This window comes from Agrobacterium tumefaciens str. B6 (genome assembly GCF_001541315.1).
GTDB lineage: Bacteria > Pseudomonadota > Alphaproteobacteria > Rhizobiales > Rhizobiaceae > Agrobacterium > Agrobacterium radiobacter.
Window position 1 is genome coordinate 13253 of sequence record NZ_LMVK01000024.1, and the last position, 17371, is coordinate 30623.

Annotated in this window: 19 protein-coding genes and 1 tRNA gene; 17 read left to right on the forward strand and 3 right to left on the reverse strand. The window is 59.0% G+C overall.

Annotated elements, in window-relative coordinates; all coding sequences use genetic code 11:
• Positions 1-15: 15 nt before the first annotated feature.
• Positions 16-1422, reverse strand: coding sequence for a D-alanyl-D-alanine carboxypeptidase family protein (locus ASB65_RS18645; RefSeq protein ID WP_060725010.1), 1407 nt, complete (start codon positions 1420-1422; stop codon positions 16-18).
• A gap of 213 nt (positions 1423-1635) precedes the next feature.
• Positions 1636-2355 carry a hypothetical protein gene (locus ASB65_RS18650; RefSeq protein WP_060725001.1) on the reverse strand — a complete coding sequence of 240 codons (720 nt, stop codon included), beginning with the start codon at positions 2353-2355 and terminating at the stop codon, positions 1636-1638.
• Between the two features lie 137 nt (positions 2356-2492).
• On the opposite strand from ASB65_RS18650, the gene ASB65_RS18655 reads away from it, so the two are divergent.
• The 4 genes from ASB65_RS18655 to ASB65_RS18665 all read left to right on the forward strand — a co-directional run bounded on the left by ASB65_RS18655 (position 2493) and on the right by ASB65_RS18665 (position 3671).
• Complete coding sequence (locus tag ASB65_RS18655) at positions 2493-2756, forward strand: hypothetical protein (RefSeq protein ID WP_003502742.1); 264 nt, start codon at positions 2493-2495, stop codon at positions 2754-2756.
• A 15-nt stretch (positions 2757-2771) separates the two neighbouring features.
• Entirely contained in the window at positions 2772-2999 is a 228-nt protein-coding gene (locus tag ASB65_RS18660) for a hypothetical protein (RefSeq protein WP_003502740.1), read from the forward strand.
• A 341-nt stretch (positions 3000-3340) separates the two neighbouring features.
• Positions 3341-3493, forward strand: a complete 153-nt coding sequence (locus ASB65_RS28755; RefSeq protein ID WP_003502736.1) for a hypothetical protein — start codon at positions 3341-3343, stop codon at positions 3491-3493.
• An 88-nt stretch (positions 3494-3581) separates the two neighbouring features.
• Positions 3582-3671, forward strand: a tRNA-Ser gene (locus ASB65_RS18665).
• A 131-nt stretch (positions 3672-3802) separates the two neighbouring features.
• Here ASB65_RS18665 and ASB65_RS18670 read toward each other — a convergent pair.
• On the reverse strand, positions 3803-4141 hold the full coding sequence (locus ASB65_RS18670) for a hypothetical protein (protein WP_060725002.1): 339 nt from the start codon (positions 4139-4141) through the stop codon (positions 3803-3805).
• Positions 4142-4456: 315 nt separating this feature from the next.
• Between ASB65_RS18670 and ASB65_RS18675 the strand changes: the two genes are divergently transcribed.
• The 13 genes from ASB65_RS18675 to arsH all read left to right on the forward strand — a co-directional run bounded on the left by ASB65_RS18675 (position 4457) and on the right by arsH (position 17119).
• Positions 4457-5545, forward strand: coding sequence for a septal ring lytic transglycosylase RlpA family protein (locus ASB65_RS18675; protein ID WP_020012514.1), 1089 nt, complete (start codon positions 4457-4459; stop codon positions 5543-5545).
• Positions 5546-5620: 75 nt separating this feature from the next.
• Positions 5621-6793, forward strand: a complete 1173-nt coding sequence (locus tag ASB65_RS18680; RefSeq protein ID WP_060725003.1) for a D-alanyl-D-alanine carboxypeptidase family protein — start codon at positions 5621-5623, stop codon at positions 6791-6793.
• Positions 6794-6928: 135 nt separating this feature from the next.
• Positions 6929-7603 carry a dTMP kinase gene (gene tmk / locus ASB65_RS18685; RefSeq protein ID WP_060725004.1) on the forward strand — a complete coding sequence of 225 codons (675 nt, stop codon included), beginning with the start codon at positions 6929-6931 and terminating at the stop codon, positions 7601-7603.
• Complete coding sequence (locus ASB65_RS18690) at positions 7596-8621, forward strand: DNA polymerase III subunit delta' (protein WP_060725005.1); 1026 nt, start codon at positions 7596-7598, stop codon at positions 8619-8621. The genes tmk and ASB65_RS18690 overlap by 8 nt, the downstream gene beginning before the upstream one ends.
• Before the next feature lie 308 nt (positions 8622-8929).
• The gene (metG, locus tag ASB65_RS18695; RefSeq protein WP_060725006.1) at positions 8930-10480 is read left to right on the forward strand and encodes a methionine--tRNA ligase; all 1551 of its coding nucleotides are present in this window, start codon (positions 8930-8932) and stop codon (positions 10478-10480) included.
• Positions 10481-10491: 11 nt separating this feature from the next.
• The gene (locus ASB65_RS18700; RefSeq protein ID WP_060725011.1) at positions 10492-11274 is read left to right on the forward strand and encodes a TatD family hydrolase; all 783 of its coding nucleotides are present in this window, start codon (positions 10492-10494) and stop codon (positions 11272-11274) included.
• Positions 11275-11276: 2 nt separating this feature from the next.
• A complete protein-coding gene (locus tag ASB65_RS18705; RefSeq protein ID WP_060725007.1) occupies positions 11277-12101 on the forward strand; it encodes an MBL fold metallo-hydrolase in 825 nt (274 codons plus the stop codon).
• Between the two features lie 21 nt (positions 12102-12122).
• Positions 12123-13904 (forward strand): chloride channel protein, encoded by a 1782-nt coding sequence (locus tag ASB65_RS18710; protein WP_080866132.1) that lies wholly within the window; start codon positions 12123-12125, stop codon positions 13902-13904.
• Between the two features lie 109 nt (positions 13905-14013).
• The gene (locus tag ASB65_RS18715) at positions 14014-14376 is read left to right on the forward strand and encodes an ArsR/SmtB family transcription factor (RefSeq protein ID WP_035212424.1); all 363 of its coding nucleotides are present in this window, start codon (positions 14014-14016) and stop codon (positions 14374-14376) included.
• A 29-nt stretch (positions 14377-14405) separates the two neighbouring features.
• Positions 14406-14933: an arsenate reductase ArsC gene (locus tag ASB65_RS18720; RefSeq protein WP_060725008.1), complete on the forward strand. Its 528-nt coding sequence runs from the start codon at positions 14406-14408 to the stop codon at positions 14931-14933.
• Complete coding sequence (arsB, locus tag ASB65_RS18725) at positions 14933-15991, forward strand: ACR3 family arsenite efflux transporter (RefSeq protein ID WP_003502712.1); 1059 nt, start codon at positions 14933-14935, stop codon at positions 15989-15991. Before ASB65_RS18720 ends, arsB begins: the two co-directional genes overlap by 1 nt.
• A gap of 2 nt (positions 15992-15993) precedes the next feature.
• Positions 15994-16416 (forward strand): arsenate reductase (glutaredoxin), encoded by a 423-nt coding sequence (arsC, locus tag ASB65_RS18730; protein ID WP_003502710.1) that lies wholly within the window; start codon positions 15994-15996, stop codon positions 16414-16416.
• Positions 16394-17119 carry an arsenical resistance protein ArsH gene (gene arsH, locus ASB65_RS18735; protein WP_060725009.1) on the forward strand — a complete coding sequence of 242 codons (726 nt, stop codon included), beginning with the start codon at positions 16394-16396 and terminating at the stop codon, positions 17117-17119. Before arsC ends, arsH begins: the two co-directional genes overlap by 23 nt.
• Positions 17120-17371 lie beyond the last annotated feature (252 nt).

Consider the following 17371-nt stretch of genomic DNA (forward strand, 5'->3'; position numbering starts at 1 on the left):
CTGCGGAAACATCAGTTACTGGAGTGACGCCCAGCAGCTGACGCCTTTCTTTTTCAGTACATTACATGCATTCACCGCAGCGTTCTGGCCATCAAAGCCGCCGAAACGGGCGCGGTAGATCTGGGAGCCGTCCTTGCTGAAGGCGACCGTGAAGGGTTTTGCGGAGCGCAATGCCGCGCCGCCTTTTTCCTGCGCGTTCTGCAACAGGCCGCGGGCGGAATTTTCGTCCGGTGATGCGCCGATCTGGATTACCCAGCCGCCTTGCGGAGCTTCGAACCGGGCCGAAACAGAAGGGGCGGAGGCGACAGACGCCGTGGTAATATTGTCCACCTTGGTCGAGTTGGTGATCAACTTGCGGTCCGGTGCAGCGGGTGCCTGAGCAATCGGATCCTTGCCCTTCTGCCAGGTGGCGGCTTCCATGGCCTTGACGGCTGCATTGGAAGAGGAGCCCGCAAAGGCGGTGACCGGCGCTTCCTCGTAACGGGTTTGCGGCACGGGACCTGCATGCGGAAGACCGGAATCGGTCGCTGCGACGGCCACGGAAGGCACAGCTGCAGCCACGGCAACGGGTTCTTCGACCGGAGCAGAACGCGTCTGCGCGATCAGGTTGCTGTTGCCGCCGCGCGATGCCTGCGGCAGGGAAGTAGCAACAAGCTTGCGCATGGTCGCGTCACGGGCAGCACTCGAACGGCCGCCGAGAACGACAGCGACGATCGAGCGACCGTCGATCTGCGCCGACGTGGCAAGGTTGCTGCCGGCTGCGCGGGTGTAGCCCGTCTTGATGCCATCCACGCCCTTCACGGTTCCGACGAGGCGGTTATGGTTGCCGATAACCTGTTTGCCGAAGTTGAAGGTGCGGGTGGAGAAATAGCCGTAATATTGCGGAAAATGCTGGCGAAGTGCCACGCCGAGGCGGGCCTGGTCGCGTGCCGTCGTCATCTGCGCCGTGTTGGGCAGGCCGTTGGCGTTGCGATAGGTCGTGCGGGTCATGCCGAGTGCACGGGCTTTGGCGGTCATCATTCTGGCAAAGCGGTCTTCCGAGCCGCCGATATATTCGCCGAGCGCGGTTGCCATGTCATTTGCAGAACGGGTGACGAGCGCAAGGATAGCCTGTTCCACGGTGATGCTGCCGCCGGCGCGCACGCCGAGCTTGGATGGCGGCTCCTTGGCGGCATTGGCGGAAACCGGCACCTTGGAATCAAGCGAGATGCGTCCGGTATTGAGTGCTTCGAACGTCAGGTAAAGCGTCATCATCTTCGTCAGCGAGGCTGGATAACGCAGGCCGTCAGGATCCTCACCATAGAGGACCTTGCCGGTCTTGGCGTCGATGACGATACCCGCATATTTCGGGTCGGCCTTTGCGGTCTGAACGGATGTTGCGGTTATGAACGCCGCAGCAAGGGTTAACGCAATAAACCTCACGAAAGACGTTGCACCCGCTTTTTGCAAATGTGCTCCAGATAGACTTTTCAACACTGCTGAACTCTTCAATCGCATATTTATGTTCCGCTCGGACACGCCCCGCCCGATGCTCCGAGACGAAACTTTATCGGGATGGCGTTACCAAGTGGTTTATGAAAGGTATCTGCCTTCCATAAAATGCGACTTTTCGCACACAATCTGTGCCGTGCCGTGTCACGGATTTCCGTCTTTTACGAGGCGTCGCTCGATATAGTTTTTCACATCCGCATCCAGCTTTTGCCATTGTGGCAGCAGGGCGGAGGAGAAACGGTAGAACAGGCTGAGATCCTGTCCTGTGTGAATATCCCTCTGGCAATCGCTGCCAGTGGCCTCCTGCGGCGGTTGCGGCAGGAGGCAGCGCACCACATAGGCGTTGCCGCCATCACGCTCGCCCGTCAATATGACTTCCTTGCCGTAGCCGGAATCGGCGCGCAGACGGTGCAGCACGAGGCCGTGCTTCAGCGGCACCGTCTCTCCCTCTGTCAGGCGTGAATAGATCGGCGCGAAGCGACCGGACATATCCTCCGACATGGTGCTTTGCGAAAGCTGGATGAAAATCAACCCCGCAGCCTGCGTCGGATCATCGAAAACAGAGCGATTCGCATCCTCATAGCCCCTGAGGTCCGGCCAGCTTAGATAAAGATCGACGCGTTCGCGTTCTCCGCTGAGGCGCTCGGAAGGCGCTCGTAGGGTGTTTTTCGCAAGCTTCAGCCGGTCGTTGCCGATGACGATCTCCACGTCCTCGGTGGCCGTCGTATGGCCCGCCTGGAGAATCCGCTCGCCGTACCATTTGATGCCGACATTGAGCGCGCCGAGAAAGATGAGAAGAATTCCGGCGATGAGGGCGGTCCGGAGCATGACTGACGATGAAAGCAGGGGTTTCTGGTCTTTCATGGACTTCCATATTCGGTTGGCCGCCGGATGATTTTCCGGGACGGGAAATAGCCGTGCAAAGCTTTAACCTGAGGCGATCGGCATTGAAATGATGTTTTGCCGCTGCTACCTGATAACCACCAAGCAAAGGACGGCATATGGCAGCGCGCGACAGATATTCCCGGAAGCTCGAATGTTCCAAATGTGGTCATCAGGGTTTTGCCGAAGCGTCGGAATCGGATGACAAGAGCCGCCGGGACGTCGATTTTCGCATCGATGAAATGCCTAGGGGATTTCGCGCTGAGCGCGTCTCGGGCGATCCGACGGATTTCATGATCCGCTGCGCCCAGTGCGGCAATATATTCCGTTTCCTGCAGAAAACCGCCTATGCGCCGGGAGGCGAGCCGCGCGTGAAGGCCTGAACGGGAGGTGCCCGCATGACTTTACCGCAACAACCTGATGGAGCGCCGCAAAGGCGCAAACCGATCTGGCCGTGGATTCTGCTTCTGGTGCTCACACTCTGCGCCATCTATTCCTATAATCGCGCCAATGAAATCATCGCGGAATTGTCAGACACCTTGCCGCCCGCTCTGCTGAACCTGTTCGAGGATATTCTTCGCGGCGACGGCCGGCATGGCAATGGCGGGCCGGGTATCGGCGTCTGAAGCGAGGACGTCTGGCGCGTAGCCGGCCCCTCGGGCGTGCTTCAGCTTCTGTGATCGCAAATAAAAAAAAGCCCCGCAAATAGGCGGGGCAGGTTGGTCGCTCGGGGAAAGTTGGGCAATGCCCGGGAGCGATGGCTTGATATAAGTGACAAGAGGGCTGACGCGATAGGCCACTTCCGACCCAAACAGTACGCCCGCGCATAAATTTTGTTCAATCAGCAGATTTTTAAAAGATGAGCTCGGCAAATCTGTAAGACAACTTGACAGACTTTCCCTTTATTCTTTGCATTGCCTCGAATTGCACATATTCGCCTTTAACATAACGTGACATGAGCAGACGCATGGATAAATCCGGAATTTTCTTCGTAGCGCTTTTGCTGGTGCTGATCGCAATTGTTTTGAGCCTGACGCTATTCGATTCGGCCCAGCAGGTGCCGTCGATACCTTCAGGCGACGGATCCCTGCTGCCGCCGGCAACGACCCCGGGGCAATGATCTGCCAACCATGAAGAGAAGGACGGCGCCGCTCGCCCGGGCGGGATTGACGGCCTTTTTCAAACCGCTATAAAGCCTCACCACCGATGGATGGGTGTCCGAGTGGTTTAAGGAACCGGTCTTGAAAACCGGCGTGCGTGAGAGCGTACCGTGGGTTCGAATCCCACCCCATCTGCCATTCAGTCCGAAAATGATTCTAAAAGAGCAGCGACGAAGGATGCTTCGATCGCGTTGCTTTGCTTTGGAATGGCTGGAGAGCGGCGTGAATGGGAAACCCGCCTTTCGGCGGGTTCCGGGCGGGTAATTTGATTAGATTTCCGGACAACCCCGTTCATTCGCGAAGGTGATGCGATCCGGTCCCCGGCGCGTGAAGCCTTCAACGACGACACGACCCGGCGTGACGCGTACGCCCTCGGGATCGCGTAAACCTGCCTCACGGGCAGCGGCACGGGCTTCGCGTTCGCTGCAACCGCGCATGCGGGGCGGGCCACGGCGGTCGACATCCCGGGCACGATCACGGATGACGGGGCGAACGCCGTCAGGGCCGATTCTGAGCTCCATGTCCTGCGCACCTGCAGGGATTGGTGCGGCGAAGGATACGAGGGCAATGCCAATCGCCAGACCTGTGGTTTTCATAAACTTGATCATGTTTCCTCCCTCAGCCGAAATCGGCGGAAGCTCGTTGTTTGCGGGGAGAAAACGCGGTCGTCGTCCGTTTGTTCCTTGAGCATGCGGTCGGGAAGGGAGGTCGAGGTGGGTAGATTGAGCCCGACAGACGGGCTTAAAAGATAGAAATCATTAACCACGTTCGTTGCAATTTTATCGAATTTGCAGAAGTCGTTCGCATTTTCGCCACGTTATGCACAAGATTAAGCGACTGTTAGGTGCTTCGATGGCAGGGGCAATTATCGAGGCAAGTGAGGGTGCGGTTTTCCGAGCCAATAGCAGCGTGGGGCAGACGATTTGAATTCTTCGGTCAAGAAACTCGGCATCAACGCCAGGTCGGGCGTGAAGTGGCTCGCAATTTCTGTGCTTTGCGCTGCGACTGCATCGTGTTCCACGACGTCCGAGACCAAGCCTAAACCCAAGCGCAGCAAGGAATATTTTTCCGAATCCGAATATGGCGTCAAAGCCAGCCCGCGTGTGGCCGATGGCAAAAGCATTCCCAAGGGCGGCGGGCGCGAGCTGGTCGGCAATGCCTATACCGTCAAGGGCCGCCGTTATTTCCCGAAGGAAGAGCCGGGTTACAACAAGACCGGTCTTGCTTCCTGGTACGGTTCCGCCTTTCATGGTCGCCTGACCGCCAATGGCGAAGTCTACGACAAAGAACATCTTTCTGCCGCACATCCGACATTTCCCCTGCCGAGCTACGCGCGCATCACCAACATGGAGAATGGCGCTTCGGTTCTGGTGCGCGTCAACGATCGCGGACCGTTCCATGAAGGCCGCCTGATCGACGTTTCCAGCAAGACGGCCGATCTTCTGGACATGAAGGCCACCGGAACGGCGAATGTGCGGGTGCAATATGCCGGCCGCGCACCGCTTGACGGTCACGACATGCCCTATCTGATGGCATCTTACATTCCGAAGGGTTCGCGTTCGCCGGGTGTAGCACCGGAAGGGCAGATCGCAACGGGCGTGATGGTGGCTTCGGCCTCGCCGAATTTCGTTCCCGCGCCCACATCCAACCCGAATTACGGCGCCTCCACCCAGACGGCGCTCGTCGGTTCCAAGAAGAATGCCGCGCTTCAGGCCATGCCGCTGGTCAATGGCCCGGCGCCGGTTTTCGAACAATTCGCGATCCTGCCCGAAATCGGCCCTATCCTGGCCGAGCGTCCGGAAGGCAATTTCATGCGTGAGCCGGCTGCCCCCGGCGGCAATTATCTGCGCGTGCCGACACCATCTTCCAAATTTGCCGCGGCCTATTCCGAAGAATCTGCTACGGTTTCCAGGACCGCGAGCGCCTTTGACAGCGTGCTCGTCGATCGTGGCGCGCTCAATGAGCAATCGATACTCGCCCATGTGAAGCGTCAGCAGGCGAAGTCGCGCTGACGGATTGAAGGATACGGCCGGCCTCTCGCCTTTGTCGCGGGCAGCCGGTTACGGCAGGCAGGACTGGGCGGTTTCATGCGCAAGGCCATTCATCGCTCCTATTGTTCGGTCGTCACGGCGGCAGTTCTTGCGTCTTTCAGTGCAGGCCCGGCGCAATCACAGACAGCCCCCTTCATCGCTAAGGCCGAACAGGCCTATATGATCGATGCCGAAACGGGAACGGTGCTTCTTTCGCAGAATGAGAATCAGCCTTTTCCACCTGCATCGCTCGCCAAGCTGATGACGGTGGAGGTGGTGCTGGATGCGCTGTCCAAGGGGCAGGTGACGCCTGAGACCGCTTATCCAGTCTCGGAATATGCTTGGCGCACGGGCGGTGCGCCGTCGCGCACCTCGACCATGTTCGCGGCGCTGAAATCCTCCGTCAGCATCAATGATCTCTTGACCGGCATCATCGTCCAGAACGCCAATGATGGCTGCATTGTCATCGCCGAAGGCATGACGGGCTCGGATGCCGCCTTTGCCAAGCGCATGACGGCGCGGGCGGGCGAACTTGGCATGAGCCGCAGCACCTTTACCAATTCCACGGGGCTTCCCGATCCCGGCAACCAGACGACGGCCAGGGACATGGTGCGCCTTGCCCAGCATCTGCATGACACCTATCCCGACCGTTACGGGCTTTTCACCAAGCCGGATTTCGAATGGAACCGGATTTTCCAGCGCAATAAAAACACGCTGTTGATGCCGGGCAGCGGTATCGATGGTCTCGGGCTTGGTTTTGCCGAAGGCAGCGGTTTTGCCGCCGTCGTCTCGGCCGAGAGGGAAGGCCGCCGGGTCTATCTGGCGCTTTCAGGCATCGTGGACGACAAGACGCGGCAGGAAGAAGCCCGCCGGGTGGTGGACTGGGGCCTGACGGCCTTTGAGAAACGCCATCTTTTCAGCAAGGACGAGGCTGTCGGGTCGGTCAGCGTCTATGGCGGCGATGTCGCGCATATCGATCTTTCGCCGAAGGAAGATGTCAGCGTGCTGGTGCCGGTCAATAATCCGGAGCGTATTTCCGGACGAATCGTCTATCGCTGGCCGCTGAATGCACCTTTGGACGTTGGCGCAAATGCCGGAACGCTCAGGATTTTTTCGGGTGAGCGCCTGTTGCGGGAGGTTCCGCTTTATACGAAGGCGGCGGTCGGCAAGGGATCGCTTACCCAGAATGCAACGGGTGCGCTGAAGGAACTGCTGCTGTTCTGGCTCTGAAAGCCTGCTCCACGCACCGCCTTGTTCCTATGCTTTTGTTCAGGCACCGGTTTTTCTGAAAAGCGCTTCACACATTTCGGTTCGATGCTGTAAACAGGCATTTCGAATTCCAGAAAACCCGTGCAGGACGTGACATTGGCCGAAAAGACCGGATTGTTCATCAGCTTCGAAGGCGGCGAGGGCGCCGGCAAGTCGACGCAGATTCGCACCCTTGCCGAGGCGCTTCGCGGCCGTGGTTTCGAGGTGGTCGTGACGCGTGAGCCGGGGGGCTCGCCGGGTGCGGAGGCTGTCCGGCATGTGATCCTGTCGGGTGCGGCCGAATCCTTCGGCGTGCGCATGGAAGCAATCCTGTTTGCGGCTGCCCGCAACGACCATGTCGAAGAGGTCATTCGCCCGGCGCTCGCGCGCGGCGAGATCGTGCTCTGCGACCGGTTTCTCGATTCTTCTCGCGTTTATCAGGGCACGACCGGCAATCTGGAGCCGGAATTCATCGAAACCCTGCAACGCATCGCGATTGACGGCGTCGTGCCGGAACTTACACTGATTTTCGATATCGCCGCCGAAAAGGGACTCGCCCGCGCCAGAAAGCGTGCGGATGAGGGTGCTGCGCCTGATCGGTTCGAGAAAGAGGAAATCGAAACCCACGAGAAGCGGCGGGAAGCCTATCTGGATATTGCGCTCGCCGAATCGCGTCGCTGCCGGATCGTCAATGCCGACCAACCGGAAGGAAAGGTGGCGGAGGATGTCCTGTCCTTCGTCGAGCCTTTGCTTGAACAGTTGGGAACAGCAGCGGGCGCGGCGCATGAGTGAGGTTCAGGGCGTTCTCGACGGCGCGATTGCGCCACAGCAGAACACGAAGCTTTTTGGCCATGAAGAGGCAGAAGCGTTTCTCACGCAATCCTATCGCTCCGGCAAGGGCCATCATGCCATTCTGATCGAGGGGCCGGAGGGGATCGGCAAGGCGACATTGGCCTTCCGTTTCGCCAATCATGTGCTCAGTCATCCCGATCCATCGCTAGCGCCGGATTTTCTCGCTGATCCTGATCCGCAATCGCTGGTCAGCCGGCAGATCACCGCCGGGGCCTCGCATAATCTCCTGCATCTCACCCGTCCGGTGGACGAAAAGACCGGCCGCGTGAAATCAGCCATCACCGTGGACGAGGTGCGGCGGGCAGGGCACTTCTTTTCGCAGACCTCGGGCACCGGCAACTGGCGCATCGTCATCATCGATCCCGCCGACGATCTCAACCGCAATGCCGCGAATGCGATCCTCAAAATACTGGAGGAGCCGCCAAAGCGGGCGATGTTCCTCGTCCTGTCGCACGCGCCGGGAAAATTGCTGCCGACCATCCGCTCGCGCTGCATGCCGCTCCGGCTCCTGCCGCTTTCCGACGCGGCCATGGTGCAATCGCTCGATCATCTCGGCATCAGCCCATCGGGTGAAAAACGCGACGCCCTGCTTGCCGCCTCCAAGGGCAGCGTCGCGCAGGCGCTCAAGCTGCTGAATTACGGCGGCTCGGACATCGTCGAGGCCTTTGCCGAGGTCATGGGAGCCGAAGGGCCGGGCGCGCGCAAGCAGATGCACAAGCTTGCCGAGATTCTCGCGCAGAAGGACGGAGACATCGTCCTCGGCTTCTTCATGGAGCATGTGACGGAAGAGCTGATGGAGCGCGCACGGGCAGCGGCGGTGGCAGGCGATATCGCGGCGGCGGAAAAGCATGCGCGGCTTTCCTCGGCGCTTTCGGAACGCATTACCGTGGCGCAGGCCTATAATCTCGACAAGAAGCAGATGGTGCTCTCCATTCTGGAAGATATTCGCGGCGTTTGAGGATCGGGAATCGTATGGAACGTACGATTTGACGGTGAATAAACTCTCCTCCGTCATGCCGGATTTGATCCGGCATCCAGCCACGGCGCGTCTGTGCCGTGGGGAATGAGTCTTTCGCGATCAAGGACTTGATCGCTGCTGGACCCCGGATCTAGTCCGGGGTGACGGTAGTGCGGATGCTAAGCGTTTGCCAAATCCACTTTGTCTGCGAGCAGTCGTACAAAACGTACGCTTTTTCTTTCGCTGCTGCGCACAATGGTTTAAGAGCGGTCTATCCAAAAAACAGCCTGTAAAGTCGATAGACCGTCATGACAGACAAGACACCATTCTACATCACCACCGCGATCTCCTATCCTAACGGCAAGCCGCATATCGGCCATGCCTATGAGTTGATTGCGACGGACGCCATGGCACGCTTTCAGCGCCTGGATGGAATGGATGTTTTCTTCCTGACCGGCACCGATGAACACGGCCAGAAGATGCAGCAGACAGCGCGGGCGGAAGGTATTTCGCCGGAAGAGCTGGCGCAGCGCAATTCCGATCAGTTCCGCGAGATGGGCAAGCTGCTCAACGCCTCGAACGATGATTTCATCCGTACTACGGAAGAGCGTCACCACGAGACCTCGCGCAATATCTGGAACCTGATGGCCGATAGCGGCGATATCTACAAGGACAGCTATGCCGGCTGGTATTCCGTGCGCGACGAGGCCTATTACGGCGAGGACGAGACGGAAATGCGCACTGACGGCGTTCGTTACGGGCCGCAGGGCACGCCGGTCGAGTGGGTGGAAGAGGAAAGCTACTTCTTCAAGCTCTCCGAATACCAGGACAAGCTGCTGAAGCTTTACGAGGAAAACCCTGAATTCATCGGCCCGGCCGAGCGTCGCAACGAAATCATCTCCTTCGTGAAGTCCGGCCTCAAGGACCTGTCGATTTCCCGCACCACCTTCGACTGGGGCATCAAGGTTCCGAACGATCCCAAGCACGTCATGTATGTCTGGGTCGATGCGCTGACCAACTACATCACCGCCACCGGTTACATCGAGGACAAGAACGGTCCGCGCGCCAAATATTGGCCTGCCGACGTGCATATCATCGGCAAGGACATCATCCGCTTCCACGCGGTCTACTGGCCGGCCTTCCTGATGAGCGCCAAGTTGCCGCTGCCCAAGCGGGTCTATGCGCATGGCTTCCTGCTCAACAAGGGCGAGAAGATGTCGAAGTCGCTTGGCAATGTCGTCGATCCGGCCAATCTGGTGAACCATTTCGGTCTCGATCAGGTCCGTTATTTCTTCCTGCGCGAAGTCTCCTTCGGCCAGGACGGCAGCTATAGCGAAGAGGGTATCGCCACCCGCATCAATGCCGATCTCGCCAATGGCATCGGCAATCTCGCCAGCCGTTCGCTGTCGATGATCGTCAAGAATTGCGACGGCCAGATACCGACACCCGGTGAGTTCACCGATGAAGACAAAGCGATGCTCGCCTCCGCCGACGGGTTGTTGGCGATTTGCCGTGAGGAGATGGGCAAGCAGCTCATCCACCGCGCGCTTGCGGCCATTATCGCCGTCGTCTCGGAAACCGACCGTTATTTCGCGTCGCAAGAGCCTTGGGCGCTTAAGAAGACCGATCCCGAGCGCATGGGAACCGTGCTTTACGTGACGGCGGAAGTGGTGCGCCAGATCGGCATTCTCTTGCAGCCCTTCATGCCGGAATCCTGCGACAAGCTGCTCGATCTCGTTGCCGCTCCCGCCGACAAGCGTGATTTCGCTGCATTGGGCGAAGCCGGCCGTCTGGTTCCGGGCACGCCGCTCGAAGCGCCGAAGCCGGTTTTCCCGCGTTACGTCGCGCCGGAAGCATGAAGGCGACAACCATGCTGATCGATACCCATTGCCATCTGGATTTTCCCGATTTCGAGGCTGAGCGCGACGATATCATCGCCCGCGCCCATGCTTCGGGTGTCAGCCAGATGGTGACGATCTCGACCCGGGTGCGCCGGCTGCCCGAACTTTTGAAGATCACGGAAAAATATCCGTCGGTCTTCTGCTCGGTCGGCACGCATCCCAACAGCGCGGCCGAGGAACTGGATATCTCTGCTGATGATCTGGTGCGGCTGGCGGAGAGCCACGACAAGATCGTGGCGATCGGCGAGGCGGGTCTGGATTATTTCTACGACACGCAGAAGCCGGAAGACCAGAAGACCGGCCTCCTTCGCCATATCGAGGCGGCAAGGAGAACGAAGCTGCCGCTCGTCATTCACAGCCGCAGTGCCGATGACGACATGGCCTCTATTTTGCGCGCCGAGAGCGAAAAGGGAGCATTCCCCTTCATTCTGCACTGCTTCTCCGCTGGTCCTGAGCTGGCGAAAACCGGTGTCGAACTCGGCGGTTATGTTTCCTTCTCCGGCATTCTGACCTTCCCGAAATCGCAGGATATCCGCGATATCGCCGCCACCGTGCCGCTGGACCGGCTGCTGGTGGAGACGGACGCGCCTTATCTTGCGCCGAAGCGCTGGCGCGGCAAACGCAACGAACCTTCCTACGTGGTCAACACCGCGGAGGTTCTGGCCGAGGTACATGGCGTTTCCTATGAGCGCATGGCCGAAATCACCACCGAAAACGCCTTCCGCTGCTTTTCGAAGATGACAAGGGTGTAGGCGTGGCAATCTACCGTCGCCGCTTCACGGTTCTCGGTTGCGCGTCGTCGCCCGGCGTGCCGCGCATCAACGGCGACTGGGGTGCCTGCGACCCTGACAACCCCAGGAACAGGCGCACGCGCACCGCCTTCATGGTGGAGCAGATCGGTCCGGATGGCGGCAGGACGACTGTCGTCATCGATACCGGCCCGGATTTTCGTGAGCAGATGATCGCGGCGAAGGTGGAGGCGGTCGATGCGGTGCTATACACCCACGCCCATGCCGACCATCTGCACGGCATTGACGATCTGCGCATCTATTTCGCCATTCAGCAAAACCGCATTCCGATCTATGCCGATCCCGTCACCATGGCGCGCATATGGGACGGTTTCGCCTATTGCCTGGAGACGCCGCCGGGCAGCAGCTATCCGCCCATCGTCGAACCCCGGATCATCGCGGATATCGATGCGCCTGTTGTCATCGACGGGGCAGGCGGGCCGATACCTTTTGGCGTGCATATGCAGCAGCATGGCGATGTGCATTCGCTGGGCTTCCGCATTGGTGACGTCGCCTATTGTACCGATGTCAGCGATTTTCCGGCCGAAAGCCTGCCGAAGCTTGCCGGCCTCGATGTCCTCGTCATCGACGCGCTGCAGCACCGTTACCACCCAAGCCATCTTTCGCTGGAGCAGGCGCTCGGCTGGATCGAGAAATTCGCACCCAGACGGGCGATCTTGACCCACATGCATATTCCGCTCGATTATGACACGGTGATGCGTGAAACGCCTGATAATGTTGAACCGGCTTATGATCAGATGCGTTTCGAGATCGAGATCGAAGCAGCCTGACGCCGCCTGAAAAGGAACAGCATGTCGACCAAGCCTTTCCGTGCACCCAGTATGGCGAGCTTTTTCGACAATCTGCGCGCCAGCCGGTTGCGGGCCATGTTCCGGCGCGGCGAACTGGGGCTGGTGATCCTCGCCGTTTTCATCGGCATCGCCGCGGGTCTCCTGGTGGCGCTGATCGGCGCTCTTAGCACGGCGCTGCATGTGCTGGTCTTCGGTGTCGAGCGATTGAGCAGCAGTGATCTGTCCGGATGGATCGTGCTCGCCGGTCCTATCATCGGCGGCATAGTACTTGGCCTGATCATCTTCATTCTATCGAAGACCCGCAAGAAACCCATGGTCGACCCCATCGAGGCAAATGCGCTGCATGGCGGCCGCCTGTCGCTGACGGACAGCATCATCGTCTGCGTGCAGAATATCGTCTCCAACGGTTTCGGCGCCTCCGTCGGGCTCGAGGCTGGTTACACCCAGGTCGCCAGCGGCGTTGCCTCGAAGATCGGCATCAAGCTGAAACTGAGGCGAGGGGACATGCGCATCCTCGTCGGCTGTGGTGCCGCAGGGGCGATTGCAGCAGCGTTCAATGCGCCTCTGACCGGGGCGTTCTACGCCATTGAACTCATCATCGGCACTTATACCGTCGTAACGCTTGCGCCGCTCATCGTTTCGGCGCTGGTGGCGACGACCGTTATCGGTGTTATCGGCGGCCATGGCCTCTCCATCGATATTGTCGATGCCAGCCGCGTGACGCCGGCGGATTATGTGCCTGCCATCTTTCTCGGCGTCGTGTGCGCGGCCATCGGCATCACGCTGATGCAGGCGGTGTCCTTCATCGAGGAGACGGCCCGCAAAAGCGCCATTCCCGGCTGGCTGCGCCCTGCAATTGGCGGCGTGGCGGTGGGTGGGCTTGCGCTGATTTCACCGCAGGTGCTGTCGAGCGGCCACGGCGCGCTGCATCTCAATATCGACGCGGAACTGACGATATACGGGCTGGCCGGGCTGTTCCTGCTGAAGGCGGCGGCCAGCGCCATTTCCATCGGTTCGAATTTCCGCGGCGGCCTGTTTTTCGCCTCGCTGTTCATGGGATCGCTGCTCGGCAAGATTTTCGCGCTTTGCGCCCCCTATATCGGTTATGGTTCGACGGCACCCATCGTTTATGCGGTGATCGGCATGAGCGCCTTTGCCGCCGCCATCATCGGTGGCCCGCTGACCATGACGTTTCTGGCGCTGGAACTGACCGGCGACTTCCAGATCACGGCTCTGGTGCTTGCCGCCGTCATCACCACCTCGCTCGTGGTGCGCACCACATTCGGTTACTCCTTCGCCACCTGGCGTTTTCACCTGCGTGGCGAGAGCATTCGCAGCGCCCACGATATCGGCTGGATCCGCGACCTGACGGTCGGCAGGATGATGCGCGCCGATATCCGCAAGGCCAATGTCAGCATGGGGCTTCCGGCCTTCAGGGAGAAGTTCCCGCTCGGTTCGACGCAACGGGTAATCATGACCCATGATGACGGGCGTTATGCCGGCGTCGTCCTTGTCCCGGAAATCTATGCCGACCCGATGGATCGCGACCCCAGCAAGATCAGCCTCGAAACCTATCTGCACTACAAGAACGATGTGCTGCTGCCGACCATGAATGCCCGTCAGGCGGCGGCGGCCTTCGATGCGGCGGAGAGCGAGGCGCTGGTGGTCGTCAATGACAAGATCGAAAACCGGCCGGTGGGCCTGCTCACGGAAAGCCATACATTGAGACGTTATAGCGAAGAGCTGGATCTTAGGCGCCGCGAGGCGTCCGGTGAATTATAATATACATTAGGAAATCTATTCATCTTATTGATAAGATTAATTTTTATGTTCATTTCTGCTGCCTCGTTTGTTTTCTTGACAATCCTTTTGTATCCGTTATTCTGGATATATGGATAATTTAACCGCAATAACAGCGCTTGGCGCTTTGGCTCAATCCACCCGCCTGGAGACATTCCGGATACTCGTGCGGCACGAGCCGGACGGCGTTCCCGCTGGGGAACTTGCGCGCCTTATCGATGTTCCACAGAACACGATGTCGGCGCATCTCGCCACGCTTTCGCGGGCGGGTCTGGTCAAGAGCGAGCGGCAAAGCCGGTCTATCATCTATCGCGCCGATCTAGACGGGTTGCGCCTGTTGACCCTGTTTCTGCTGAAGGATTGCTGCGGTGGTTCGACCGAACTTTGTGCACCGCTGATTGCCGAACTGACACCCTGCTGCAGCCCGGAGGCGACACCATCGCCGGGCCTGTAAGACCACCGATCTAACCACGGACCGAAACCATGACCGACAAGATTTATAACGTGCTCTTTCTGTGCACGGGCAATTCCGCTCGTTCCATTCTTGCCGAATCCATTCTCGCCAGGGAAGGTGAGGGGAGGTTCAACGCCTATTCGGCCGGCAGCCAGCCGAAGGGGGAGGTGAACCCTCACGCCCTGAAGGAACTGGCGGTGCTGGGTTATCCTGCTGCTGGTTTCACCTCGAAAAGCTGGGATGTTTTTGCCGGGCCTGATGCGCCCCAGATGGATTTCATCTTCACGGTCTGCGACAGCGCCGCAGGTGAAGCCTGTCCCGTCTGGATCGGCCATCCGATGACAGCCCATTGGGGTATAGAGGACCCCGCCGCCGCAGTCGGCTCTGAGGCCGAGGTTCAGCGCGCCTTTGCGCAGGCTGCCCGTTTCCTCAAGAACAGGATCGCGGCTTTCGTCAGCCTGCCCCTGCAATCGATCGATCGAATGGCGCTGGAAACCAGGCTCCGGCAGATCGGCGCTTTGGATGGAACCACCAATCGTGAAGGAAAATCGGCCTGATGTCCGTCTTCGAACGTTATCTGACCGTCTGGGTGTTCCTGTGCATCGTTGTCGGTGTCGCGCTCGGCCATTGGATGCCCGGCGTCTTTCAGCTCATCGCTGCTGCCGAGATCGCCAGGGTGAATATCCCGGTTGCGGTCCTGATCTGGCTGATGATCATCCCGATGCTGCTCAGAATCGATTTCCGCTCCCTCTCGCAGGTCGGCACATTCTGGCGCGGCATTGGCGTGACGTTGTTCATCAACTGGGCCGTCAAGCCGTTCTCGATGGCGCTGCTCGGCTGGTTTTTCATCGGCTGGCTATTCCGTCCTTATCTTCCGGCTGGTGAGATCGACTCCTATATTGCCGGGCTGATCATCCTTGCCGCCGCTCCATGCACCGCCATGGTCTTCGTCTGGAGCAACCTGACACGGGGTGAACCGCTGTTTACATTGTCGCAGGTCGCGCTCAACGATGCGATCATGGTCGTGGCCTTTGCTCCCATTGTCGGGCTGCTGCTAGGCCTTTCGGCCATCACCGTGCCCTGGGATACGCTCGTTCTCTCTGTCGCGCTCTATATTGTCGTTCCCGTCATCCTCGCGCAGCTGATCAGGCGGTGGCTCATGACTGACGGAACGTCACGAACACTGGATCGCGTTCTTGCAAGGCTGCAGCCGATTTCGCTGGTGGCGCTGCTTACGACGCTGGTTCTTCTCTTCGCCTTCCAGGGCGAGCAAATCATCGCCCAGCCAGCCGTCATCGGTCTGCTTGCCATCCCGATCCTCATCCAGGTCTATCTGAATTCGGGGCTTGCCTACCTCCTGAACCGGATGACGGGTGAGCGACATTGCGTCGCCGGGCCTTCGGCCCTCATCGGCGCCAGCAATTTCTTCGAGCTGGCCGTCGCGGCCGCCATCAGCCTGTTCGGCTTTCAGTCAGGCGCGGCACTCGCAACCGTTGTCGGTGTTCTCATCGAAGTCCCGGTCATGCTTTCGGTCGTCTGGATCGTGAACCGCTCGAAGGATTGGTATGAGGCTGCCCCCGCCGTTTCCCGAACGATAATGACTGAAAGACAATGACCATGGATGCCACGATTTTTCACAATCCGTCCTGCGGAACGTCTCGCAACACGCTGGCGCTGATCCGCGCGGCAGGGATCGAGCCGACCGTGATTGAATATCTGCGGGAGCCGCCGACGCGCGAACGGCTCGCAAAAATGATAGCGGATGCGGGCCTGACGGTGCGCGAAGCCATGCGCGAGAAGGGGACACCCTATACCGAACTCGGTCTCGACAATCCTGATCTGACCGACGATCAGCTGCTTGATGCGATGATAGAAACACCGATCCTCATCAATCGCCCTTTCGTGGTGACACCACTCGGGACCAGGCTCGCCCGTCCGTCGGAAGTCGTGCTGGATATTCTGCCCAAGACTTTCAACGGACCGTTCTTCAAGGAGGATGGTGAGCAGGTCCTCGACAATGAAGGAAAGCGCATTGCCTGAGACATTTCCCGCGTTGCAGGCGCAACACCTGCACAGCATTGACCCGGATGCACTGCGTCCGGCGTTTTCGACCCACAAGCCGCGCATCCTGATCCTTTACGGCTCGCTGCGCGAGGTTTCGTATAGCCGTCTGCTTGCATTCGAAGCCGGGCGGCTGCTCGAACGGCTCGGTTGTGAGGTTCGGATATTCGATCCGAAAGGCCTGCCTTTGCCCGATGAAGCGCCGGCCAGCCACCCGAAGGTGAAGGAGTTGCGTGAACTCTCCCAATGGTCGGAGGGACAGGTCTGGGTAAGTCCCGAACGCCACGGCGCGATGACCGGCATCATGAAGTCGCAGATCGACTGGATTCCTCTCGCGGTCGGATCGGTCCGGCCAACACAGGGCAAGACGCTCGCCATCATGGAGGTTTCCGGCGGAAGCCAGTCCTTCAACGCGGTGAACCAGATGCGAATTCTCGGCAGATGGATGCGGATGATCACCATCCCAAACCAGTCCTCGGTGGCAAGGGCCTATCAGGAATTCGATGCTGAAGGCCGGATGAAGCCATCATCCTATTATGACCGGGTCGTGGATGTCTGCGAGGAACTGGTGAAATTCACGCTACTGACACGTGACGCTTCCAGCTATCTGACAGATCGCTACAGTGAACGCAAAGAGCAGGCAGAGGAGCTTGAAAAACGAGTCTCGCTAAAATCGATCTGATCGGTTGGCGCTGGTGGTGTTTCGTGCTTTTCAGATATGATCACATCGATCGCGCAGTGGCATCTGTAGCGAGCAACAACCGCACAAATCCAAAGCCACACCACCAAATAAGTTCCATAATATATGTTATGCGATTATTGTTTGTAACGGCATTTTAGAGATGCGACACATAGGCCGGTTAGAGATGCGACAGTCGTCGCCTCTTGGGATGCTGGTCCAACGTCAGCAATGGGAAGCAAGATCAGCGACGTG